Source organism: Ruegeria sp. CE8 (assembly GCF_056537465.1).
Map to the genome: position 1 here is coordinate 164,269 of NZ_JBQFRP010000001.1, position 21,955 is coordinate 186,223.

Below are 21,955 nucleotides of genomic sequence, written 5' to 3' on the forward strand. Positions count from 1 at the left end.
TCTGGTCGGCCACAGTGCCGACCAACCGCCAAAAGGATGATCACATGCTGATCCTGAACTGTCCCTATTGCGGCGTCGATGCCGAAGAAACTGAACTGGCCGCCGGTGGCGAGGCGCATCTGAAGCGCTATGGCCCCGGATCGTCGGATGATGAATTCCACGACTACCTGTTCATGCGCGAAAACCCCAAGGGCGTTCATTTCGAACGCTGGCGCCACAGCAATGGCTGCGGCAAGTGGTTCCATGCCGCGCGCTGCACTCAGACGCTCGAAGTGTTTGGAACCTATTCCGCCCAGACCACCGAGCCGCCGCAAGAGATCAAGGACGCAATCTCTGCCAAACGTCCGGGATGGACGTGGAGAGAGTTCTCCTGATGCTTCATCTTTTCAAAAATACTCCCGCCGGAGGCTCCCACACCTCCACCTGCGAAAGGTCCGCAACATGAGCACCCGTCTCGCAAAACAAGGCCGGCTGATTGACCGGTCGAAACAGGTCACCTTCACCTTCAACGGCACCTCGATGCAGGGCTACGAGGGCGACACGCTTGCCTCGGCTCTGCTGGCCAATGACCAGATGATGATGGGCCGGTCGTTCAAATACCACCGTCCGCGCGGCGTTGTCGCCAGCGGCGCGGAAGAGCCGAACGCTCTGGTCGGTCTGGGGCAGGGCAACCGGTTCGAGCCCAACCAGCGCGCCACCACGACCGAGCTATTCAATGGCCTGACCTCAGTGTCGCAGAACCACTGGCCGAACCTCGAGTTCGACATCGGTGCCGTGAACACCGCTTTCGCCCGGTTCCTGCCGGCCGGTTTCTACTACAAGACGTTCATCCATCCGAAACCGTTCTGGAAGCACGTTTACGAGCCGATTATCCGTCAGTCCGCCGGTTTGGGCAAAGCGCCTGACAAGGACTCGCGCGATGCGGACACCTACGAACACTTCTACGCCTTCACCGATGTACTGGTGATCGGTGGCGGTGTTGCCGGTCTGCAGGCAGCCAAAGCAGCGGCGCAGTCCGGTGCCAAGGTTATGCTGATCGAGCAGACCGCCCATTGGGGCGGGCGTGCTCCGGTTGATGGGGGCACCATCGACGGCGAACCTGTGGATAAGTTCGTGGAACAATTGGTTTCCGAATTGGTAACAATAGACAACGTCACCATGCGCAATCGCTGCATGGGCGCTGGTGTCTATGACCACGGCTATGTTCTGGGGTATGAGCGTCTGACCGACCACAAACCGGGCACACAAGGCCCGCGTCACCGCCTGTGGCGCATTCGTGCCAAGCAGGTCGTTACTGCCACCGGTGCCATCGAACGTCCGCTTTCCTTTGCAGGCAACGATGTGCCGGGTGTGATGCTGGCCTCGGCGATGCGCGACTACGTCGTGAACTGGGGTGTGGCGCCGGGCGAAAAAGTGATCGTTGCCACCAACAACGATGATGCGTACCGCACCGCAATCATCCTGAAACAAGCCGGTGTAGACGTAATTCGCGTGGTCGATGCCCGTGCCGCAGCTGGTCCTCTGGCCGAAGAGGCGCGTCAGCTTGGCATCCGTGTTGACCCCGGTAAGGCCATTGCAAAGGTCAAAGGTGGCAAGCGCGTCAAGAAGGTCGCCCTGTGCAATCAGGAAGGCGTCGGTGGCGCTCGCGAGGAAGTTGAGTGCGATGCGGTTGCCATGTCGGGCGGCTGGTCTCCGGTCGTTCATATGTGGTCGCATTGCGGCGGCAAGCTGATCTGGGATGAGGCCAATGCCCATTTCCGTCCCGACCCGTCGCGTCCGCCCTTGGGTGCCAATGGCGAAGGGTTTGTTCTGGCCGCTGGTTCGTCGAACGGTCCGCTGGCGTTGGCTGACGTTCTGACCGACGCGCAGGCGGCAGGAAAAGCTGCGGCGAAGGCTGCGGGTTTCAAGCCCAAGAATACCAAGGCGCCTGTTGGTGAAACGACGGCAGAAGCCCCGATGGAAGCCGTTTGGCTCATGCCAGCCAATGCCGAAGTCCAGTTGCGCATGAAATCCTGGCTCGATTTCCAGAACGACGTCAAAGTATCGGACGTTCAACTGGCTGCGCGCGAAGGGTATGAAAGCGTTGAGCACACCAAGCGTTACACCACGCTGGGTATGGCGACCGATCAGGGTAAGCTAAGCAACATCAATGGCTTGGCGATCCTTGCTGATGCGCTGGAATCGGAAATTCCGAAGGTCGGCACTACCACTTTCCGCCCGCCATACACTCCGATTTCGCTGGCGGCCATCGGTGGCGAAGCGCGCGGTGAGGTGTTCCAGCCGATCCGTCAAACTCCGATGCACGACTGGCACGACAAGAACGGCGCGGACTGGGAGCCGGTCGGCCACTGGCGCCGGACCTATGCCTATGTGCGCCCGGGTGAATCCGTGCATGACGCGGTGAACCGCGAGGTCAAAAACACTCGGGAAAACCTCGGCCTGCTGGACGCGTCGACACTGGGTAAACTGATCGTCAAAGGCCCGGACGCCGGCAAGTTCCTCGACATGATGTACACCAACATGATGTCCACGCTGAAAGTCGGCAAATGTCGCTATGGCCTGATGTGCTCGGAAAACGGCTTCCTGATCGACGACGGCGTTGTTGCTCGTATCGACGAGGACACCTGGCTGTGTCACACAACCACCGGCGGAGCAGAACGTATCCACGGCCATATGGAAGAGTGGCTGCAGACCGAGTGGTGGGACTGGAAAGTCTACGTCGCCAACGTGACCGAGCAATACGCTCAGGTCGCCGTGGTCGGCCCCAACGCCCGCAAGGTGTTGGAAAAGCTGGGTGGCATGGATGTCAGCAAAGAGGCGCTGCCGTTCATGGAATGGCGGGACGGCAAGATCGGTGAGTTCGATTGCCGTGCATACCGTATCTCGTTCTCGGGTGAGCTGTCTTATGAAATCGCTGTTCCTGCCAGCCAGGGTCAGGCTTTCTGGGATGCGCTGATGGAGGCAGGTAAAGAGTTCGGAGTCATGCCTTACGGCACCGAATGTCTGCACATCCTGCGGGCCGAGAAGGGCTTTATCATGATCGGGGACGAAACCGACGGCACAGTGATCCCGCAGGATCTGGGGCTGCATTGGGCGCTCTCGAAAAAGAAAGAGGACTACCTCGGAAAACGCGCCCATTCGCGTAGCCACATGGCAGATCCCGAGCGTTGGAAACTGGTCGGTCTCGAGACTGTGGATGGTTCTGTCATCCCCGACGGAGCTTACGCAGTCGGCGAGGGCGTCAACGCCAACGGTCAGCGCAACATGATCGGCCGTGTGACGTCGACTTACTATTCGGCCAATCTGGGCAAGGGCATCGCGATGGGCCTGATCAAGCACGGTCCAGACCGGATGGGCGAGATCGTTGAATTCCCGGGCACCGACGGCAAAACCTACAAAGCTAAGATCGTGGACCCGATCTTCTTCGACAAGGACGGGGAGAAGCAGAATGTCTGAACCCATCAGCGCACTGAACCGCGCCAGCTATGACGGCATCGCCAAGGTCGAGGAAACCGGCCTGCAGGGTATGATCACCCTGCGGGGCGAGCTGTCCGACAAGGTGCTGGCCAAGGCCGTCAAGGACGCTACCGGTCAGAACGTGCCCAGTCAGCGCGAAGCTCTGGTCAACGGTGATACTGGCGTCTGCTGGATGTCTACCGACGAATTGCTGGTCCTGGTGCCTTATGCCGAGGTCGAGGCCAAACTGGCCGCGATGACCAACGCGCTAAGCGGCACGCATGCTCTGGCAGTCAACGTCTCGGACGCGCGGGCGGTTTTCCGCATCTCTGGCGCGAACGCGCGTGAAGTGCTGGGCAAGCTGGCTCCGGTTGAGTTGTCGGCCGAGGCGTTCCAACCCGGCCAGATCCGCCGCTCGCGCCTTGCGCAGGTGGCGGGCGCATTCTGGATGGATGACGCCGAAACCTTCCGCGTTGTCTGTTTCCGGTCTGCTGCTGACTACGTGTTCAAACTGCTTAAGGTTGCGGCGCAGCCGGGCAGTGAAGTCGGGGTTTACTGATCTACAAGTGATAATCGAAAGCCCCAAGGGATTGGGGCTTTCGGTATTTCGAGTTAACTCTTTTTGAGAAGGCATGTTCCGGTCGTTGCAGGAGGTTTTTTGATCCAGCGTTGAACGAATGCGCCGCGCAACTCAATGGTGGCCTTCTTTGGGTCAAGTTTGGCGAAGCAGTCTCTCCAAAAATTTTTGACCATTTGCGGCCTTTGGCTTTTCTTGCCACCGCATACGATTGCGGCCTTATGCGTCGACCCTGAGCTTGCTGGGCGCATGGCTTTGTCCAACGGCCGCGTATTTCGCTTTGTTCGAACCGGTCTCGATCCTTAAGGATTACTGCGGGCGACCCACCCACGGCTGCTTTGATTGGCGATCTGGCACTCGTAGATGAGCGTTTCAGAAGCCGCAACTTGCGGTCCGAATGACAATGCTAACGCGTTTTGACCCATTCCGGTTTGTCAGCAACCAGCGCCGTCCCGTCTTCAGAGTCGATCTGAAACGCGTACTGTGGCGCAGATCCATCCTCTGCTATCTGTTTTGGTCATCTGGCATTCGTAGCTTGCGGCCGACGCAAATGCTGTTTGCGCGGTGAGAACCCCTGCGACAGCGGCTAAAAAAACGATTTCATGAGGTTTCCTACTATTTATCCGTAGACGAAACTCAGCAGGTATTTTCGTTTTTTCAAGATAACTTCAGCTAATTCGGGAAGTTGCAGTGTCGCACTCTACTCGGTGAAAAGAAGAGTATGATACCGCGCCATGTTTGCTGCGCTCATTACATCGCCGATATCCAGAAGTTGCCCTTTGGCATCGTGGATTTTGGAGTAAAAAGACAAACTTTCCAGCAGTATGGACATGTGGGTTAACCGCTCTTCTTCTGCAAGCAAGGGGGCGTGGAGCGACAGGTACAAAGCAGGGCGGATGTTCTTCAACCACGACAGCAAGGTCGGCAAAACAAAGAATTCCGCTCCCTCAATGTCCATTTTGACGATTGAAACATTCGACAGCTCATTCGCCGCTTCGAACTGATCCCATGCGATCGTCAGTGCGTCGTTGCCGTGGGTGCCGTCATGCAGGAGCGAGCTAGTGGAGTCTCCGGGCTCTCCGCGCACCGACGCCATGCGGGCGACGCCAAACTGATCCGACAATGCAACGCCGAACGCCGAGACGTTTTCGATATCGTTAAGATCCAGGTTCCAGGCCAGATGCCGATATGCCGTCGGATCGGGCTCAAAACACCACACATGCCGTGCCTTGCGAGCCCCGTAAAGAACCGTGGGACCAATCCACGCTCCGATATCCAGATAGTCGCGGTCGGGCGACAGGAATTGGTCCAGAATCGCGAAGGTTTCGGGTTCCCAATTACCCGCGGACGCCTTGCGCCAGAACTTCGAATGGTAGGGGTCCAGGCGGAATGGCTCGCCATTCAGGTTGCCCGCATAGTATCCGCGGGCGCGGTAAAACATTTTGCGCGCCTTGGTCAGCATCGCCTGCCTCCGGGTTTTCTTGTCTCGGCTCTTGACCTGCGGCGGTTGCCAAAGCATTTAACCTTGGGAACCGCAACTTACATTTAAACAGGGGGCCGATATGGCTTTTGAACTTCCTGATCTTCCTTATGCACATGACGCGCTGGCAGCCAAGGGTATGTCCGCGGAAACGTTGGAATATCACCACGACCTGCACCACAAGGCCTATGTCGACAACGGCAACAAGTTGATCGCCGGGACCGAGTGGGACGGCAAGTCGCTGGAAGAGATCATCGTTGGCACCTACGACGCAAACGCTGTCGCCCAGAATGGCATCTTCAACAACATCAGCCAGCTGTGGAACCACAACCAGTTTTGGGAAATGATGGGCCCCGGTGGCAACGCCGTGCCCGGTGAGCTGGAAAAAGCGCTGACCGAAAGCTTTGGCTCGGTTGACGAGTTCAAGTCGCAGTTCAGCGCCGCTGGCGCCGGTCAGTTCGGTTCGGGCTGGGCGTGGCTGGTCAAGAACGCAGACGGCTCGCTGGCCGTGACCAAGACCGAGAACGGCGTGAACCCGCTGTGCTTTGGTCAGACCGCTCTGCTGGGTTGCGACGTGTGGGAGCACTCGTACTACATCGACTTCCGCAACAAGCGTCCGGCGTACCTGTCGAACTTCCTCGACAACCTGGTGAACTGGGAGAACGTTGCATCGCGCATGTGATCATTGACCCCGTGGGGTTAATCAAGGGCCTGCTGGTGGAGACGCCGGCAGGCCTTTTTGTGTTTGGCGGAGCGTTACTCCAGTACCGATTTTGTGTTTGCACCCGGCATCGAACGACTGGTTTGAGCCCAAAGCGGAAGCTGATTGACGCACCAGTATATAATTCTATCTTGGCATAAACATTCGAATTGGAAATTGCAAAGTAATGATACCTAACAAAGTTTTAGCTCTTGTTCTCGTTCTCGTTGGTTCGGCCACTTTCGCAGAAAATACCCAAGATGCTGAAAATCAGTATTTACTTGCCGGAGAAATTGAGAGGGTATCTACAACATCACAGCAAGCCTTTTCCAACACAGAAATTGGCTCTTTGTCAGAGCACAATCCTTCTAGAATATTCCGGCAAGAGATGCGCGTTCAGAGCTGCGAAATTACTGCAAGACGTACCAGCGTTGATGAGCGAAGCGGTATAGAGGAAATTCTAACTGAAATCACCTTTGACCTCAGTCGCACGCTGGTGCCTAGCCCGACAGTATCTCTTGGTGAAGAGCTTTCGTTCGAAGCTGATATAGATGAATCCTCAAAAGGGATAGCCATGTTCGAACTACATTTCTTACCTCCCTACACTCCGATAAGTCGAACACAGCCCTCATCTATTGTAGAAATCGAACGAGCGGTCTCATCTGTGCTTTTTTCCATGGGTTCGATCTCCGATGAAACGCAAGCTCGCCAACTGTTGGCACTTCTAACCCAGTACCAAACAGAGTTTTGTACTTTCGCTGGGTAGGAAATTTACACGACTGAACGGCAGCGTTGTCCGCATAGTGGACGTCATCGAAAAGTTCCGTTTGACAGTGCTGACATGACCCCGTGAAGCCACCGCAGGAAAAAACCTGCCGATACGTCAACTTTCGAATTGAGACCTATTGTACGCCGCCCGGCAATACCTAGCTAAAGTGGGCGGAGGGAGAGAGCCGCGAACCACTAAGAAAACCGTCAGGCAACGCGCTGATCATCGTCGGCGCGTCTCGGGTGAGGTGTGTCTGACGCATGAGGGATGGCTAAGAAAACGCCACTACAGGAGAACACAATGGTCGAACTTGCACAGGGAACATGGGTTGTTATTGCCGACGGGGAAAAGGCGCTGTTCATGGAGAACGTCACGGACGCCGAAGACCCAAATCTGGTTGTCGTATCGGTGGAAGAAAGCGACGGACCAAACACGAAGCCTTCTGACCGGGCTGGCCGTCGTTTCGACACGGCGCCAAATCAGAAATCTGCGGTCGAAGAAAACAAATGGAAAACCCATGCGAAATCCCTATTTGTTCAGGATGTTGCCAATCTTCTGAACCGCAAAGGGTTGAAAGGGGCCTACAACCGACTGGTTCTGGTGGCCAGCCCGCATGTTCTGGGGCTGTTGCGTCGGCGGTTGCACAGTGAAGTGCTGGCCAAGGTTATTGCCGAAGTCGACAAAACCCTGACCAACCACCCACTTCACAAGGTCGAGCAGGTGCTGAGAAACCGTCTGGCACCCGCAACTTGAGTTTTGCCAAAAAAAGACGGGCGGCTTTGACCGCCCGTTGTTCTGCCCGATTACGTCAACACCTGTCTCAGCGTGGACATTGCGGTGTTTGGATCTTCGACCCACGTGATGAATTCTGATAGCGATTGTTCCGCAAATCCCTGACCGATGACCTGCTGCAGCAAGTCATGCAGCGCATCCCAATAGCCATCCACATTCATGACCAGAATGGGTTTGTCATGCAGGCCCAGCTGCCGCCATGTCAGCGCCTCGAACAACTCGTCCAGCGATCCAGGTCCGCCGGGCAACACAACGACAGCGTCGGCGTTCATGATCATTACCTTTTTGCGTTCGTGCATCGTTTCGGTAATGACGAAATGCGTCAGGTCTGTTTTGCCGACCTCCCGTTTCACAAGGTGCACCGGGATCACGCCAAAGGTTTCTCCGCCAGCAGCCTGCGCTGATCGCGCAACTTCACCCATCAGGCCCACATCCCCGGCGCCATAGACCAGCCGCCAGCCCTCCTTGGCCAGCAACTCTCCAAACGTGCGCGCGGCCTCGGAATACGCGGAATTCGCGCCATTTCGTGACCCACAGTACACACAGACAGATTTCTGAGACATAAGATGGCTTCTCCGGGCTTGTGTCTGGGCTTTTGACCCGTGATAGCGGGATTGATAGATTGGCTCAACCGTCAGGCAGAATGTGTTATACTCAAAGCACTTGCGCTGCGGAGCGAAAGGAAAAGAATGAACTCCAAGTCGGGAAGCGAAAGCTCCGGAACTTTCACCTGGGGGGTGATCGCCGGCATCGTTGCTTTGGTTGGGGCAGGTGGGTTGTACCTGTCCGGCATCTTCGGGAACGTCTCACAAGACGCGACGTCGCAATCGGATGTGGCAGTTCAGACCTCGGAGGTGGCCAGCCCGGCTCCGACCAGTTCTCCGGCGGCTGAGGATCAGGCGCAGTCGGACGCCGAACCGGAAACCACCGAAACAGCGAGCGATCAGGACAGTGCCGAGCCTGCACCGGCGGCAGAACAAACAGCTGAGGTCGATGCCGGGACAACGCCGCCGACGCTGGACCAGATCTTTGTTGAGCCGGATGGCAATACGGTCCTGTCGGGCAACGCTGAGCCCGGCGCAGATGTTCGCGTCTTGCTGGACGGAGAACCGGTTCACAGCTTTACCGTCGATGATACGGGTCAGTTTGCAGAATTCCTTTCCATCCCGTTTTCGGAAGACGCGCGTGGACTGACGCTTGAGACAGCTGACGAGGGTCAGCCCGTGCGTTCGGACGACTACCTGATTGCCGCCCTGCCTGATCCGCAGCCGGAAACTCAGGACGTTGCGAGCGCTGAAACGGCTGAAACTACGCCTTCCGCTGACGCATCTGAAGCGAGTGATGAGGAAACCTCCGCACAGGAAGCCACAGCTGATGCGACCGCGTCGCCCGAGACTGAAGTTGAGACGGCGGAAGCAACGCCAGAGCCGACCGAAGATCAGGCAGAGCAAGCAGCTGATGAGGTTGCAGAGGAAGCCGAACAGAACCAACAGGTTGCCATCCTGCGTTCAGGTGAAGACGGGGTCGAGCTGGTACAGCCACCGTCAGAGCAAGGCGCATCGGACGAAGTTGCTTTGGATACGATCGGGTATTCGGACGTTGGCGACGTGGAACTTACCGGTCGGGTGCCGGACGGGTCTGCAGTGCGGCTGTATCTGGATAATCAACTGGTCGCCGATCTTTCCCCTGTCGATGACGGTAAGTGGCGCAGTGAGCTCGAAGGGATCGACCCGGGCGTTTACACCCTGCGTGTGGATGAGGTTGCTTCGGATGGCACAGTCGTCAGTCGATTGGAAACCCCGTTCAAACGCGAGCCGCTTGAGGTTCTTCGCGCCGCTGAGGGTACAAATGTGTCAGAGGACGAGCAGGAAACGCCCCCGATCCGTTCGGTTACCGTACAGGAAGGCGACACGCTATGGGCCATTTCCCGTGACCGTTTCGGAGATGGCATCCTTTATGTCAGGCTCTTCGAGGCCAACCGGGATTCGATCCGTGACCCTGACCTGATCTATCCAGGGCAGATTTTCACAATCCCGGAATAATTTTTGCCTCTGGCCCTTGCGGGGTCCAGGGCCTATCTCTGACCGCAGATCAGGTACGTGATGAGACGAACAGCGCCGATGACCTCAGCCGATATGCCCACGCCCGATGAACGCCGCTCTGGTTGGCGCACGATCCGGAAGGTCGCGCCTTATATGTGGCCCGAGGATCAACCGTGGGTGAAACGACGCGTCGTGCTGGCCATGGGCATGTTGGTGTTGGCCAAGCTGATCGCGGTTTATACGCCCATCCTTTACAAAGGCGCGGTCGACAGTCTGGCGGGCGAAGGTGTTCCGCCTTTGGCTCTGGGTGCGGTGGGCCTGACCGTCGCCTACGGCGTCGCGCGGATGATGACCGTTGGCTTTCAGCAACTGCGCGACGCGGCTTTTGCCCCGGTGGGGCAGCGTGCGCTGCGTGCATTGGCGCTTGAGACGTTCCAGCACATTCACCAGTTGTCTATGCGTTACCATGTGACGCGCCGGACCGGCGGACTCAGCCGGATCATTGAGCGCGGCGTGAAAGGTGTGGAGTTCCTGCTGCGGTTTCTGCTGTTCTCCATTGGACCGTTGATCCTGGAATTGCTGCTGGTTGCGATCATCCTGATGTGGCTGTTCGATGTCTGGTATCTGGTTGTCGTCGCGGTCACCATCGCGTTGTACATCTGGTTCACCTTCGCAGTGACGGAATGGCGCGTGAAGCTGCGGCGTGAGATGAACGATCAGGATACCGAGGCCAATCAACGCGCCATCGACAGTTTGCTGAATTTCGAAACCGTCAAGTATTTCAATGCTGAACAGCGCGAAGCTGACCGGTATGACGTTTCGATGAAAGCCTATGCCGGCGCCGCGCTGAAGACGGCGTATTCGCTGGCCTTCCTGAATTTTGGACAGTCTTTTCTGATCACTTGCGGGTTGATTGGGGTGATGGTGCTGGCTGCGATCGGCGTGCAGAACGGGTCGCTGACCGTCGGCGATTTTGTCATGGTGAATGCTTATATGATCCAGATTACCGTGCCCCTGAACTTTCTGGGCACCGTATATCGGGAAATTCGCCAGTCGCTGGTCGATATGGGGCAGATGTTCGATCTTCTGGAGCAACCTGCCGAGGTCAAGGATAAGCCCGGCGCGCCTGATCTAGTGGTCAATGGCGGCGAAGTGACATTGGACAACGTCCGCTTTGGCTACGATGCGGATCGGGAGATCCTCAAAGGTGTCTCGCTTACGGTTCCAGCCGGTCAGACTGTTGCGATAGTTGGGGCGACCGGGTCGGGTAAGTCCACTATCGGGCGTCTGCTGTTCCGGTTCTACGATGTGACCGGTGGGGCTCTGAAAATCGACGGGCAGGATGTGCGCGATGTCACCCTGAACAGCCTGCATGCAGCCATCGGTGTGGTGCCGCAGGACACGGTGCTGTTCAACGATACCATCCGCTACAACATCGCCTACGGCCGCGACGGCGCTACGCAGGAAGATGTAGAAACCGCAGCCAAGGCCGCTCAGATCCACGATTTCATCGTTACGCTGCCCGAAGGTTACGACACCAAAGTTGGGGAACGTGGCCTGAAACTGTCAGGCGGTGAAAAGCAGCGTGTCGGAATCGCGCGCACATTGCTGAAGAATCCGCCAATCCTGTTGCTGGACGAGGCGACCTCGGCGCTGGACACGGACACCGAGCAGGACATCAAGGACGCTCTGGCGCGGGCAGGTGAGGGGCGTACGGTTCTGACGATCGCCCATCGCCTCAGCACCATTGCCGAGGCGGATCGGATCGTGGTGCTGGAACAGGGTGAGATTCTGGAGCAGGGCACCCATGACGAGCTTTTGAGACGCGAAGGCCGGTACGCGCAACTGTGGAGCCGCCAGCAAGCTGATGCCGCCTGATCCGTCGGCCATGTTCACTGTGTCTTTTGGCGCACGGGCCGAGGACGGTTAGCAGATCAGACCGACTACTCTGTGCCCGTAATTGACGCGCGTTTCGGGACGAAATACACGTGGCCGATGAAATTTCAGTTTTCTTCTGGGGCCGAGTATCTGCATGGATAGGAAAGAACTTTCCAGACCGGAGGCACAATTGGTGCGCGCCGTGTGCAGGGAAAAAATGACTATGGTTGGTCGCCACTCGGCATTTGCCACTGCGCTGTCCGCGCTTCACGTCGTCAAACAAAAGATACCTGGTGACTTTGTCGAATGTGGTGTGTGGCGCGGGGGCAATGTGGCAATCGCGGCTAAAGTTTTCACACACCGGAACGACCCGCGGAAGTGTTATTTGTTCGATACCTTCACGGGCATGACGGCACCGACGCAGGATGATGTCGATCAGGCCGGCGCACCGGCCTTGGATGAATTCGAGCGCAAGAAAACTGAAGAAGGGTCCGATTGGTGCCTGGCGTCGCTGCAGGAAGTAAAATCCAATTTGGCGGGCTTTGATCTTGCCCCCGACATGTTTCAGTTCTGCAAGGGGGACGTCCTGGAGACGCTGAGACAGGAAGAAAACTTGCCTGAAAAGATTTCGTTCCTGCGTTTGGATACGGATTGGCATGATTCAACAAAATTGGAACTCGAGGTCTTGTATCCCCGGTTGTCACCAGGGGGAGTGATTATTGTCGATGATTATGGGCACTGGAGTGGTGCTCGAAAAGCGACTGATGAGTTCTTCGAAAACTCTGACTTCAAGCGCCCATTTTTCTTTACGCTTGAGAATGGCGGGATCATCGGAACAAAGATCTGATTTCCCGGCAACACAAAGTGCAATCTGACTTCGTTCACTCAAGATTAATTTGACGAATATTTTCGTTGATGACAATTTACCGACAGGCATAGTGCTTGGTGCTTTGACCGAACCCTAAACAAAGGAATAACTGATGAAAATGCGTGCAGCAGCAGCGTTGACCGCAACTGTACTTATGGCGACTTCGGCATTTGCCGATGATCTTGAATTTCTGGTGGTAAATGACTCCAGTGCGGATCTGGTCGAGTTCAATGTCTCGCCCGCGTCGTCCAGTGATTGGGAAGGCAACCTGCTGCGCGGCGGCTACCTCGCCCCCGACTACGAAGCCGACGTTGTTATCGCGGACGGGTTGACCACATGCATCTACGACATTCGTGGCGCTTTCCACGATGGTTCTTTGGTCGAAGACTATGGCCTGGATCTGTGTGATCTGGGTGAATACGTGTTCACCGATTAATCCTGCGCAAAGAAAAATGGCGAACCCCGGGGTTCGCCATTTACGTTATTCAGCCGCCTTGAGGGGCGTTTTGGGCGGGTGATCGGGGCGATCATCTTTCCGGGTATCCGGGTCTGCCGCAGCGACGGCTTCATCATCCCACACGACTTCTGTAGCCTGGGCTTGCATAGCAGCACGGCCAACGGCCATGTCCTGAGCGACCTGGCTGGACCGACCGGCAGTGACACGTGCCAGAGCTTTGCCAGTCCAGATCGCATAGGTCGTTACCCAGACACGCAAGGCCAGGAACGATGGCGTCACGATCAGGGTCAGAACCGTCGCGATGCCCAAACCAAACACAACCGCAGTCGCCAGTTGCTTCCACCACAGCGCGGTCGGGCTGTCGATGGAATAGCCGCCGTTGATGAAGTCCAGCGACAAGCCGAACATCATCGGTGTCAGACCGGCCATCGTTGTCAGCGTGGTCAACAGAACCGGACGGATACGTGCCTCGGCCGTTCGGATGATCGCCTCGATCCGGGGCATATAGCGGCTGTATTCCTGATAGGTGTCGATCAGAACAATATTGTTGTTCACCACGATCCCCGCCAGAGCCACAATCCCGGTCCCGGTCATGATGATCGAGAAGGGCTGCTGCATGACCATCATCCCGATCAGAACACCGGTGGTCGACAGGACAACAGCCAGCAGAACCAGAACCGAGTTGTAGAACGAGTTGAACTGCGCCAGCAGGATGACGAACATCAGCCCAAGGGCGGCCAGAAACGCGCTGGACAAGAAGGCCTGGCTTTCGGCCTGTTCTTCCTGATCCCCGGTCCATTCCCAGCTGACGGTGTTGGCGAACGGGTTGGTGTTCAACCATTCGGTCAGAACCGCGATGCGTTCGTTCGCGTTGATCAGGCTGATCCGGGCGTCACCAGAGTCGATACCAGCACGCAAGGCGTCGACGTTCTCTGCTCCCGTCAGCGTAACCAGTTCAAAGGTTTTACCCGTTGGACCTGTAAAGGTTGCCCCGACAGGTTCGACCCCTTCGACGACCTCACGCACAACGGCCAGGCGCTGTTCGGTTCCGTCCGGATTGTCGGTCACAACCTTGCTCAGTCCCGGCTCAACATCGGCCTTCACATCGTAATAGCGCTGCTGGTTGATCCGGTTGATCTCGGCCAGCTTGGCCACCGGCTTACGCGTGACAAAGTTCGACAGTGGCACCAGACCATCGGGTGTGCGCACCTTGAGCGTATCGAGCGTGGACAGAACCCGATCCTCGTCGGGCAGGCGGACGCGGATTTCGATTTCCTCGTCCACACTTTCAGGGCGCATTTCGCCAAGCAACAGCCCGCGCGTGACCAGTTGAACCATCGCGCCTACGGTCGCCACATCCGCGCCGAAACGGCCAGCTTTGGCGACATCCACGTCGATCTGCCAGTCGATGCCGGGCAGGGGGAGCGAGTCTTCGATCTTGATCAAGCCCGGGGTCTCATCGAACACTTCCCGTGCGGCCACGGTGGCCGCGGTCAGGTCTTCCCAGCCATCCGCCCTGATGCGAAGGTGAACCGGTTTGGCCGAGGCCGGACCCTGTTCCAGCGGTTGGATATCAACGATGAAGCCCGGCAGGTTTGCCAGATCAGCAGTCAAATCGTCGAGAACCACGTTTCCATCATATTCCGGCGCAATGGTTTCGCGATCCAGCAGGCCGCCCAAAATCGGTTCGGACAGATTGGGCCGGTCCTCCCACGGGATGATCTCGAACTGGACACGACCCACTGTATCAGCCGGGGCCTCTGCACCGCCGGTGTTCTGATTCAACCCGCCTTCGCCAGCAAAGGCAAAGACGTTGACGACCGCAGGATGCGCGCTGATGATCTCTTCGGCGGCCAGAACCATCGCGTCCTTTTCCGTCAGCGAAAGGTTACCCCGTGCGCGGACATAGGCCGTGGCCTGTTCCGGCTCGGTTTCCACAAAGAACTCGACACCGCGATTGTTGTTACCAAAGGCGGTCATCACCGTGACAACAGCGAAACCGATCGCCACGATGGACACAATTGGCATGATTGGATTGCCGACCAAGAACTTCATCACATAACCAAAGTTGGTGTGTTCCCGGGCAGTGTGCACATGGTTATCAGGCGCGCGCTGAATTTTGGCCGCGCTCAGCGTGATCGATCCGCCAAAGGCCCCGAACATCAGCAACAGGGCACCAAGCACCACACCGCCAGCGGACGATCCGGGCATCAGGTAATCGGGATTTACCATCTGCATCGCGCCGAGGAACATCATATACAGAACCGGCGGGATCATAATGGCACGTACCCACCATGCGGTTCTCGCGCGCAACCAGTCAGAGATGCGGTCAAACACTCGGCTCACCCGCCCCGAGACCCCGCCTACAACCGGCAGATAGATCAGAGCCACAACCAGCGATGCCGACAGAACGAAGATCAGGGTGATCGGTAGCATCTTCATGAACTCGCCCGGAACGCCGGGCCAGAACAGCATGGGCAGGAAGGCACAAAGCGTTGTGGCGGTCGACGACACGATGGGCCAGAACATCCGCTGTGCTGCCTCAACATAGGCATGCATCGGGCCGACGCCTTCTTTGATGCGTTTGTCGGCATATTCCACGACAACGATGGCCCCATCGACCAGCATCCCCACGGCCAGGATCAGCCCGAACATCACCATGTTCGAGATTGTAACCCCGATCATCGCCAGAAAGGCGAAACACAGCAGGAATGAGGTTGGGATTGCAAAACCCACAAGCAGTGCCGCGCGGGTGCCGAGCGATGCCAGAACAACGATCATAACCAGAGCGATCGCGGTCAAAACCGAGCCTTCGAGCTGTCTGACCATCGAATCGACAATGCGGCTTTGGTCATTCGAGGTGCCAAGCTGGATGGCAGCCTGCATCTCGGGCGGCCATTTCGCCTGTGCAGCGGCAATGGTCTCTTTCACCCCTTCGACCGTGTCGATCAGGTTAAAGCCCTTGCGCTTGACCACCTGCAACGCGACGGTCTGTTCACCGTTGAAACGGGCCGTGCCTTCGCGATCTTCAAAGGTATAGTTGACCTGCGCCAGCTCGCCCAGCGTGACAACCCGGTCACCGTTGACCTTGACTGGCAGGTCATACACGTCCTGCGCGGTTTTGAAGGACGACGGGATCTTGACCGAGAATGTACCTTGTTCAGTTTCGACCTCACCGGCCGCGATCAACTGGTTGTTGTTGCGGACGACGTCGATGAGTTCCGCCGCTGTGACGTTGTATGCCTCAAGTCGCAGAGGGTCGATAATCACCTCCAACAGCTCATCCCGATTGCCCGCGATCCCAGCTTCCAGAACGGAATCCATCGCTTCCAGATCGTCCTGCAAGTCTTTGGCGACGCGTGCCATTGTGCGTTCCGGGACAGCCCCTGTCAGGTTGACGATGACAATGGGGAATTCCGAGAAATTGACCTCGGTGATCGTGTACTGCTCGGCTCCGTCAGGAAACTTGCTCTGAGCTGTGTTCATCGCATCGCGCACATCGGCGATGGTGGCGGACTTGTCCCAGCCGAACTCGAACTCCATCAGAATACCCGCGTAGCCCTCGGCGGCGGTTGCGGTCATCTTGTCCAGCCCGTCGAGATCGGCCATCTCGGTTTCCATTGGCTTGACCAGAAGGCTTTCGCTGTCCTCAGCCGAAATGCCGGGGAACTGAACCGATACGAAAAGCATCGGGATATCGATATCCGGTTCGCCTTCTTTCGGCAGGCTGACATAAGCAAACCCGCCGATCACCAGCGAGATGGCGATGAAGGCCAGAACCATTCTGGCCCGGTCGGCGGCCCAACTGACTATTCCGGTCATTTTGCAGCTTCCCGATATGTGGGCTTAACCGTAACACCGCGAGTCACGAATTCCTGCCCGACGACGATGATATCCACTGTTTCCGGCAGGCCGCCGACCCAGACACCTTCTGCAGTGTCACGCAGCAAGACGATGGGTTGGAAATCGACCACGTTGCCCTGGCCGACCGTACGGACACCGACCTGACCTTCGTTGTTCAGGGTCAATGCAGATTGCGGCAAGAAGTGCGCCTTGGCACCATCCGCCGAGATGCGGATGTCGGCGGTTTGGCCATCCCGAATAGCAAGTTCCGGGTTCGGAACCGTGATCTCGACCTCAAAAGTACGGGTCGTTTCATCCGCCGAACGGCTAAGGAAGGTCACACGACCGGCGACCTGCAGGCCGGTTACAAGCTGCGCCGACGCCTCAGAGCCGACGAGGATACGGTTAACCTCGGTTTCCGGGACAAACCCGACCAGTTTGATGGGGTCCAGCTGAATGACCGTCGCACACAGCGAACCGGGCTGCATCAGGCTGCCAAGTTCGGCGGTGTCGCTCTCCAGCAGGCCCTTGAAGGGGGCTTCGATCGTCTGCCGGTCGATCTCGCGTTTAGCGGCTTCGACTTCGGCTGTTGCGGCTTCGATTCCCGCGCGCGTGGCCTCAAGCCCGGCTTCGGCGGTCTTGATCCCTGCTTCAGCCGTCCGCATGGCCGCTTCGCTCGAGATTCTGCGGGTTTCAGAACCAAACCCGGTTTCGGACAGCTTGTTGGCGGCGGTCAGGTTGATCTGAGCCTCGGCAACCAAGGCGTGGGCTTCCTCCAGACGGGCCTCGGCCTCGGGGATACGACTTTCGGCTTCGAGTTTACCTGCCATTGCCTCGGCCAGGCTGGCGGGGCGGGTGCCCGGGTCCAGTTCGCACAGCAGGTCGCCCGCTTCGACAAAAGTACCCTTGCGCTTGGGTTCCGAGATGACAGTCGACGTGGTTTCGGCCAGAACTTCAACCTGGCGATTTGCCTTCGTCTGACCACGCAACAGCACGGCGCTGTCAATTTCGCGCGCAGTTGACCTTACGGCAACTACGCCGATGGTCGCTTGATCCACGGCAGTTCCGTCGCCGGAATCGGTCCCGGCTTCGGGGCCAGCATCGGCTTCTGCTCGTCCGGCAAAGGCAAACAGAGTGTCACGTTCGAAAACCAACAAAAACAGAATAACAATCACCAAGGCGGCATTTGCCAATGAAATCAATCGCATGCAGGACTACTCCCAGAATTCTTGGCCAAGGTTATTTTGGCGCTCATGCTAGAAAGTGGGGACGATTATGTACCTTTTCCACGCTAAACTGAATAGTTCGGTTTATTTTTTTGCACAAGAGCGCTTACCCCCCTCGGGATTGTGCAAAATCGGGCTCTTGGCTTGGCGATGGTGCCGGGGTATGACATGGCGCCATACACCAAGGATGCAGCCCCGGAGGGCAGGGATGAGCGACGTCGACAGTTTTATTGATGAGGTGACCGAAGAGGTGCGCCGAGACCGCCTGTTCCTATTGCTGCGCAGGTGGGGCTGGATCGGTGTGGTTGCGGTTGTTCTGATCGTGGGCGGCGCTGCTTTCAATGAGATCCGCAAGTCACGCGCAACCAGCCAGGCGCAGGATCTGGGCGACTCTATTCTGGCCGCGCTGGCGCAGAATCAGTCGGAAGAGCGAGCGACAAGCCTCGCCGCTGTTGAGGTCCAGTCACCGGGTGGAGACGCGATTCTCAACATGCTTTTGTCGGCATCTCAGGTCGAGGCTGGTTCGGAACAGGATGCGGTCAGCAGCCTGAACACCATTGCATCCCAGGGTGATCTTCCGGAAATCTATCGTGCGATCGCAACCTTCAAGGCGCTGTTGCTGCAAACCGAGACATTGCCCGCAGCCGATCGCCGCCTCCAGTTCGAGGCGCTCGCCGCACCGGGTGCTCCGCTGCGTCTTCTGGCCGAAGAACAGCTGGCTCTGATTGATGTGTCCGAGGGCAATGTCGACGCAGCCATCGCGCGGTTGGAAACGCTGCGTCAGGACGCGGAAGTCGGGGTGGATTTACAGCAGCGCGCGGCCCAGCTGATTGTTGCGTTGGGCGGTGAACCGAAACCTCTGGTCGCCCAACAGGGCTGATCCGGTGGCGGAACGAAAAATCACAGGCGAGTTCGGAAGATCATGGTAGCAAGTCTATTTTCTCGTATTGGATTGCCGGTGGCAGCCCTTTCCCTGACCATGGTCGCCGCCTGTCAGGAACCCGAAGTCATTCTGCCCGGTCCGCGTGAAGATATCCGGCCGGCGTCCGATACCGAAACGGTGGTGACCCGCGGTTCCAAGCCGATCAGCCTGCCGTCGCAAAAAGCCAATGCCAGCTGGCCACAAAGTGCGGGCACAGCTGCGTTCCGTACAACAAATGCCCAGTTGCGCGCCACACCGCAGAGGGTCTGGTCTACATCGATCGGTCAGGGGGACTCGCGCAAGCAGCGGATCACCGCAGAGCCGGTTGTCGCAGGGGGGCTGATCTACACGCTGGATGCGGGCGCGACAGTATCCGCGTTGTCGCCGCAGGGTCAGGTCGTGTGGAGCACCAACCTAATTCCGCCGAATGATGGCGATTCCGACGCCACCGGTGGCGGTTTGGCCTATGACAACGGCGTGCTGTACATTTCGTCCGGATATGGCCGTTTGACGGCACTGGATGCGAGGTCCGGTAACGTCCGCTGGCAGAAACGATTGAACGCGACAGGCAGCGGGGCACCTCTTGTCAGCAACGGGATTCTGTATCTTGTTGCCGGTGATGAAACCGGGTGGGCCGTCAATACCAAGGATGGGCGGATCGCCTGGCAGGTTCAGGGCACACCCAGCGTTGGTAACGTTCTGGGCGCACCGGCGCCGGTGATCGCTTCGGACTTTGCCGTCTTTGCCTTTGGCTCGGGCGACATCGCGGCTGCTTTCCGTCGGGGGGGTATTCGCCGCTGGAACGCATCCGTTGCAGGTGGGCGCCGTGGCAGAGCGGCCGCGCAGATTGTTGATGTCACCGGTGGGCCAATGGTCGTGGGCGACACGATCTATATCGGCAACCATTCCGGACGGACCGTTGCTTTTGACGCCAATTCCGGGGATCGGATCTGGACCGCAGACGAGGGCGCCGTCGATACGGTCTGGCCTGCTGGCAACAGCATTTTCCTGATCAGCGACCGCAGCCAGTTGGTCCGGCTCGACGCGGCCACCGGAGCGATTGTCTGGGCGCAGGACCTACCGGGCTTTGTCAAGGACAAGCCGGGTCGCCGTGGCCCGATCTACGCGCATTATGGTCCGATCCTCGCAGGCGGTCGCATCGTTATCGCCTCGAATGACGGCTACCTGCGCTTCTTCAACCCTGTCGATGGAACGCTGGTGAACCGCGTTGAAGTGCCGGGCGGCGCCACAACAGCGCCGGTTGTGGCGGGGCAGACACTGTACGTCGTGTCCACCAAAGGTGATTTGCACGCTTTCCGTTGACAGCAAGATGCGCTAAAGGGCGCGTCTGAGTCTTGAAAGTTGAGTATCATGTCGCTGACCCTCGCCATCGTGGGGCGCCCGAATGTGGGCAAATCCACCCTGTTCAATCGCCTTGTGGGCAAACGTCTGGCTCTGGTCGACGACCAGCCCGGCGTGACGCGCGACCTGCGCGAAGGCGAAGGGCGTCTGGGTGATCTTCGCTTTACCGTGATCGACACTGCTGGTCTTGAAGACGCAACCGATGACAGCCTTCAGGGCCGGATGCGCCGCCTGACCGAGCGCGCTGTGGATATGGCCGATGTCTGCCTGTTCATGATTGATGCTCGGGTCGGCATCACCCCAACCGACGAAATGTTCGCCGAAATTCTGCGCAAACGCTCCAAACACGTGATCCTGGCTGCCAACAAGGCCGAAGGCAGCGCGGCAGATGCGGGTGTACTCGAGGCTTATAACCTGGGTCTTGGCGAGCCGATTCGCCTGTCGGGTGAGCATGGTGAGGGCATGACCGACCTTTACACTCAGCTGATGCCTTTGGCTGATGCTGCCGAGGAAAAGGCCGTTGAGGATGCACCGGAAACCGATATCGAGTTAGACGAGGATGGAGAGGGCGAAACGCCTCTGATCACAGCGGCCAAGCCACTACAGGTCGCGGTCGTGGGCCGTCCGAACGCCGGAAAGTCCACGCTGATCAACAAGATTATCGGTGAGGATCGCTTGCTGACTGGTCCCGAAGCCGGAATTACCCGCGATGCAATCAGTTTGCGTATCGACTGGGCGGACCCTGACGGGGAAAGCACGCCCATGCGTATCTTTGATACGGCGGGTATGCGCAAAAAGGCCAAGGTTCAGGAGAAGCTTGAGAAGCTTTCGGTTTCGGACGGCCTGCGTGCGGTAAAGTTTGCCGAGGTTGTGGTTGTTCTTCTGGACGCCGCAATTCCCTTTGAGCAACAGGACCTACGCATCGCAGATCTGGCCGAGCGAGAAGGCCGCGCCGTCGTTGTCGCCATTAACAAGTGGGACATCGAAGAGGACAAGCAGGAAAAGCTGCGGGACCTGAAAGAGTCGTTCGAGCGTTTGCTGCCTCAACTGCGTGGCGCGCCGCTTGTTACGGTTTCGGCAAAAACGGGCAGGGGGCTGGAGCGTTTGCGCGCCGCCATCCTCCGTGCCCATGACGTTTGGAACCGTCGCGTTCCAACGGCCGCTCTGAACCGCTGGCTGACCGCCATGCTGGAACAGCACCCACCACCAGCGCCGCAGGGCCGCCGGATTAAACTGCGCTATATGACTCAGGCCAAAACCCGCCCGCCTGGGTTCGTGGTCATGTGTTCGCACCCAGACAAAATGCCGGCCAGCTATACCCGTTATCTGGTCAATGGTCTGCGTGAAGACTTTGACATGCCGGGCACTCCGATCCGCCTGACTTTGCGCGGACAGGGCGACAAGAACCCCTATAAGGGACGCCGCAAAAAGAACGCGGGCGCTCTGGCCAAACATCTCAAGGGTCGCGCGTAACTGCGCCAATTTTCAGCATTTTCGGCTGAGGGGCGTGACAGTCCCGATTCCCCGCGCTAGCATTCGTTTGCGTGCATCTGTTCATGCGCGCGCTTTTTCACGCGGAATTT

At 57.9% G+C, this 21,955-nt stretch carries 17 protein-coding genes; 13 read left to right on the top strand and 4 right to left on the bottom strand.

Annotation, left to right across the window (positions count from 1 at the left end):
* Positions 1 to 44: 44 nt before the first annotated feature.
* The 3 genes from ACR0AA_RS00855 (at position 45) to ACR0AA_RS00865 (ending at position 4,015) form a co-directional block, all read left to right on the top strand.
* Positions 45 to 374 carry a sarcosine oxidase subunit delta gene (locus tag ACR0AA_RS00855; protein ID WP_480660944.1) on the top strand — a complete coding sequence of 110 codons (330 nt, stop codon included), beginning with the start codon at positions 45 to 47 and terminating at the stop codon, positions 372 to 374.
* A gap of 67 nt (positions 375 to 441) precedes the next feature.
* The gene (locus tag ACR0AA_RS00860; protein ID WP_480660942.1) at positions 442 to 3,456 is read left to right on the top strand and encodes a sarcosine oxidase subunit alpha family protein; all 3,015 of its coding nucleotides are present in this window, start codon (positions 442 to 444) and stop codon (positions 3,454 to 3,456) included.
* Positions 3,449 to 4,015 carry a sarcosine oxidase subunit gamma gene (locus ACR0AA_RS00865; RefSeq protein ID WP_480755269.1) on the top strand — a complete coding sequence of 189 codons (567 nt, stop codon included), beginning with the start codon at positions 3,449 to 3,451 and terminating at the stop codon, positions 4,013 to 4,015. The genes ACR0AA_RS00860 and ACR0AA_RS00865 overlap by 8 nt, the downstream gene beginning before the upstream one ends.
* 718 nt (positions 4,016 to 4,733) lie before the next feature.
* Here the strand turns inward: ACR0AA_RS00865 and ACR0AA_RS00870 are convergent.
* Positions 4,734 to 5,495 (bottom strand): FkbM family methyltransferase, encoded by a 762-nt coding sequence (locus ACR0AA_RS00870; protein ID WP_480755270.1) that lies wholly within the window; start codon positions 5,493 to 5,495, stop codon positions 4,734 to 4,736.
* A 100-nt stretch (positions 5,496 to 5,595) separates the two neighbouring features.
* Between ACR0AA_RS00870 and ACR0AA_RS00875 the strand changes: the two genes are divergently transcribed.
* The 3 genes from ACR0AA_RS00875 to ACR0AA_RS00885 all read left to right on the top strand — a co-directional run bounded on the left by ACR0AA_RS00875 (position 5,596) and on the right by ACR0AA_RS00885 (position 7,735).
* On the top strand, positions 5,596 to 6,195 hold the full coding sequence (locus ACR0AA_RS00875) for a superoxide dismutase (protein WP_480755271.1): 600 nt from the start codon (positions 5,596 to 5,598) through the stop codon (positions 6,193 to 6,195).
* 205 nt (positions 6,196 to 6,400) lie between these two features.
* Positions 6,401 to 6,979 carry a hypothetical protein gene (locus ACR0AA_RS00880; protein ID WP_480660935.1) on the top strand — a complete coding sequence of 193 codons (579 nt, stop codon included), beginning with the start codon at positions 6,401 to 6,403 and terminating at the stop codon, positions 6,977 to 6,979.
* Positions 6,980 to 7,282: 303 nt separating this feature from the next.
* On the top strand, positions 7,283 to 7,735 hold the full coding sequence (locus ACR0AA_RS00885) for a baeRF12 domain-containing protein (protein WP_480660933.1): 453 nt from the start codon (positions 7,283 to 7,285) through the stop codon (positions 7,733 to 7,735).
* A gap of 50 nt (positions 7,736 to 7,785) precedes the next feature.
* Here the strand turns inward: ACR0AA_RS00885 and ACR0AA_RS00890 are convergent, their stop codons facing one another.
* Positions 7,786 to 8,337 (bottom strand): LOG family protein, encoded by a 552-nt coding sequence (locus ACR0AA_RS00890; RefSeq protein WP_480660931.1) that lies wholly within the window; start codon positions 8,335 to 8,337, stop codon positions 7,786 to 7,788.
* A gap of 126 nt (positions 8,338 to 8,463) precedes the next feature.
* On the opposite strand from ACR0AA_RS00890, the gene ACR0AA_RS00895 reads away from it, so the two are divergent.
* From ACR0AA_RS00895 to ACR0AA_RS00910, 4 genes are all read left to right on the top strand, one after another.
* Positions 8,464 to 9,816 (top strand): LysM peptidoglycan-binding domain-containing protein, encoded by a 1,353-nt coding sequence (locus tag ACR0AA_RS00895; RefSeq protein ID WP_480660929.1) that lies wholly within the window; start codon positions 8,464 to 8,466, stop codon positions 9,814 to 9,816.
* Positions 9,817 to 9,894: 78 nt separating this feature from the next.
* Positions 9,895 to 11,694: an ABCB family ABC transporter ATP-binding protein/permease gene (locus ACR0AA_RS00900; RefSeq protein ID WP_480661208.1), complete on the top strand. Its 1,800-nt coding sequence runs from the start codon at positions 9,895 to 9,897 to the stop codon at positions 11,692 to 11,694.
* Between the two features lie 154 nt (positions 11,695 to 11,848).
* Positions 11,849 to 12,541 carry a TylF/MycF/NovP-related O-methyltransferase gene (locus ACR0AA_RS00905; protein WP_480660927.1) on the top strand — a complete coding sequence of 231 codons (693 nt, stop codon included), beginning with the start codon at positions 11,849 to 11,851 and terminating at the stop codon, positions 12,539 to 12,541.
* A gap of 133 nt (positions 12,542 to 12,674) precedes the next feature.
* Positions 12,675 to 12,998 (top strand): hypothetical protein, encoded by a 324-nt coding sequence (locus ACR0AA_RS00910; RefSeq protein ID WP_480660925.1) that lies wholly within the window; start codon positions 12,675 to 12,677, stop codon positions 12,996 to 12,998.
* A gap of 45 nt (positions 12,999 to 13,043) precedes the next feature.
* On the opposite strand, the gene ACR0AA_RS00915 is transcribed toward ACR0AA_RS00910, so the two are convergent.
* Both ACR0AA_RS00915 and ACR0AA_RS00920 read right to left on the bottom strand, forming a co-directional pair.
* Positions 13,044 to 16,841 (bottom strand): efflux RND transporter permease subunit, encoded by a 3,798-nt coding sequence (locus ACR0AA_RS00915; RefSeq protein WP_480755272.1) that lies wholly within the window; start codon positions 16,839 to 16,841, stop codon positions 13,044 to 13,046.
* Positions 16,838 to 18,070: an efflux RND transporter periplasmic adaptor subunit gene (locus ACR0AA_RS00920; RefSeq protein ID WP_480660922.1), complete on the bottom strand. Its 1,233-nt coding sequence runs from the start codon at positions 18,068 to 18,070 to the stop codon at positions 16,838 to 16,840. The genes ACR0AA_RS00915 and ACR0AA_RS00920 overlap by 4 nt, the downstream gene beginning before the upstream one ends.
* A 226-nt stretch (positions 18,071 to 18,296) precedes the next feature.
* On the opposite strand from ACR0AA_RS00920, the gene ACR0AA_RS00925 reads away from it, so the two are divergent.
* Genes ACR0AA_RS00925 through der form a run of 3 tightly spaced genes read left to right on the top strand, consistent with a single transcriptional unit; the run spans position 18,297 to position 21,845 of the window.
* Complete coding sequence (locus ACR0AA_RS00925; RefSeq protein WP_480660920.1) at positions 18,297 to 18,968, top strand: hypothetical protein; 672 nt, start codon at positions 18,297 to 18,299, stop codon at positions 18,966 to 18,968.
* Between the two features lie 42 nt (positions 18,969 to 19,010).
* Entirely contained in the window at positions 19,011 to 20,333 is a 1,323-nt protein-coding gene (locus tag ACR0AA_RS00930) for an outer membrane protein assembly factor BamB family protein (RefSeq protein WP_480660918.1), read from the top strand.
* A gap of 48 nt (positions 20,334 to 20,381) precedes the next feature.
* Positions 20,382 to 21,845: a ribosome biogenesis GTPase Der gene (der, locus tag ACR0AA_RS00935; RefSeq protein WP_480660916.1), complete on the top strand. Its 1,464-nt coding sequence runs from the start codon at positions 20,382 to 20,384 to the stop codon at positions 21,843 to 21,845.
* The last annotated feature ends 110 nt before the right edge of the window (positions 21,846 to 21,955 follow it).

Coding starts and splice junctions, on each gene's coding strand:
- ACR0AA_RS00855 (WP_480660944.1), top strand. CDS start 45: ATGCTGATCCTGAACTGTCCCTATTGCGGCGTCGATGCCGAAGAAACT.
- ACR0AA_RS00860 (WP_480660942.1), top strand. CDS start 442: ATGAGCACCCGTCTCGCAAAACAAGGCCGGCTGATTGACCGGTCGAAA.
- ACR0AA_RS00865 (WP_480755269.1), top strand. CDS start 3,449: ATGTCTGAACCCATCAGCGCACTGAACCGCGCCAGCTATGACGGCATC.
- ACR0AA_RS00870 (WP_480755270.1), bottom strand. CDS start 5,495: ATGCTGACCAAGGCGCGCAAAATGTTTTACCGCGCCCGCGGATACTAT.
- ACR0AA_RS00875 (WP_480755271.1), top strand. CDS start 5,596: ATGGCTTTTGAACTTCCTGATCTTCCTTATGCACATGACGCGCTGGCA.
- ACR0AA_RS00880 (WP_480660935.1), top strand. CDS start 6,401: ATGATACCTAACAAAGTTTTAGCTCTTGTTCTCGTTCTCGTTGGTTCG.
- ACR0AA_RS00885 (WP_480660933.1), top strand. CDS start 7,283: ATGGTCGAACTTGCACAGGGAACATGGGTTGTTATTGCCGACGGGGAA.
- ACR0AA_RS00890 (WP_480660931.1), bottom strand. CDS start 8,337: ATGTCTCAGAAATCTGTCTGTGTGTACTGTGGGTCACGAAATGGCGCG.
- ACR0AA_RS00895 (WP_480660929.1), top strand. CDS start 8,464: ATGAACTCCAAGTCGGGAAGCGAAAGCTCCGGAACTTTCACCTGGGGG.
- ACR0AA_RS00900 (WP_480661208.1), top strand. CDS start 9,895: ATGACCTCAGCCGATATGCCCACGCCCGATGAACGCCGCTCTGGTTGG.
- ACR0AA_RS00905 (WP_480660927.1), top strand. CDS start 11,849: ATGGATAGGAAAGAACTTTCCAGACCGGAGGCACAATTGGTGCGCGCC.
- ACR0AA_RS00910 (WP_480660925.1), top strand. CDS start 12,675: ATGAAAATGCGTGCAGCAGCAGCGTTGACCGCAACTGTACTTATGGCG.
- ACR0AA_RS00915 (WP_480755272.1), bottom strand. CDS start 16,841: ATGACCGGAATAGTCAGTTGGGCCGCCGACCGGGCCAGAATGGTTCTG.
- ACR0AA_RS00920 (WP_480660922.1), bottom strand. CDS start 18,070: ATGCGATTGATTTCATTGGCAAATGCCGCCTTGGTGATTGTTATTCTG.
- ACR0AA_RS00925 (WP_480660920.1), top strand. CDS start 18,297: ATGAGCGACGTCGACAGTTTTATTGATGAGGTGACCGAAGAGGTGCGC.
- ACR0AA_RS00930 (WP_480660918.1), top strand. CDS start 19,011: ATGGTAGCAAGTCTATTTTCTCGTATTGGATTGCCGGTGGCAGCCCTT.
- der (WP_480660916.1), top strand. CDS start 20,382: ATGTCGCTGACCCTCGCCATCGTGGGGCGCCCGAATGTGGGCAAATCC.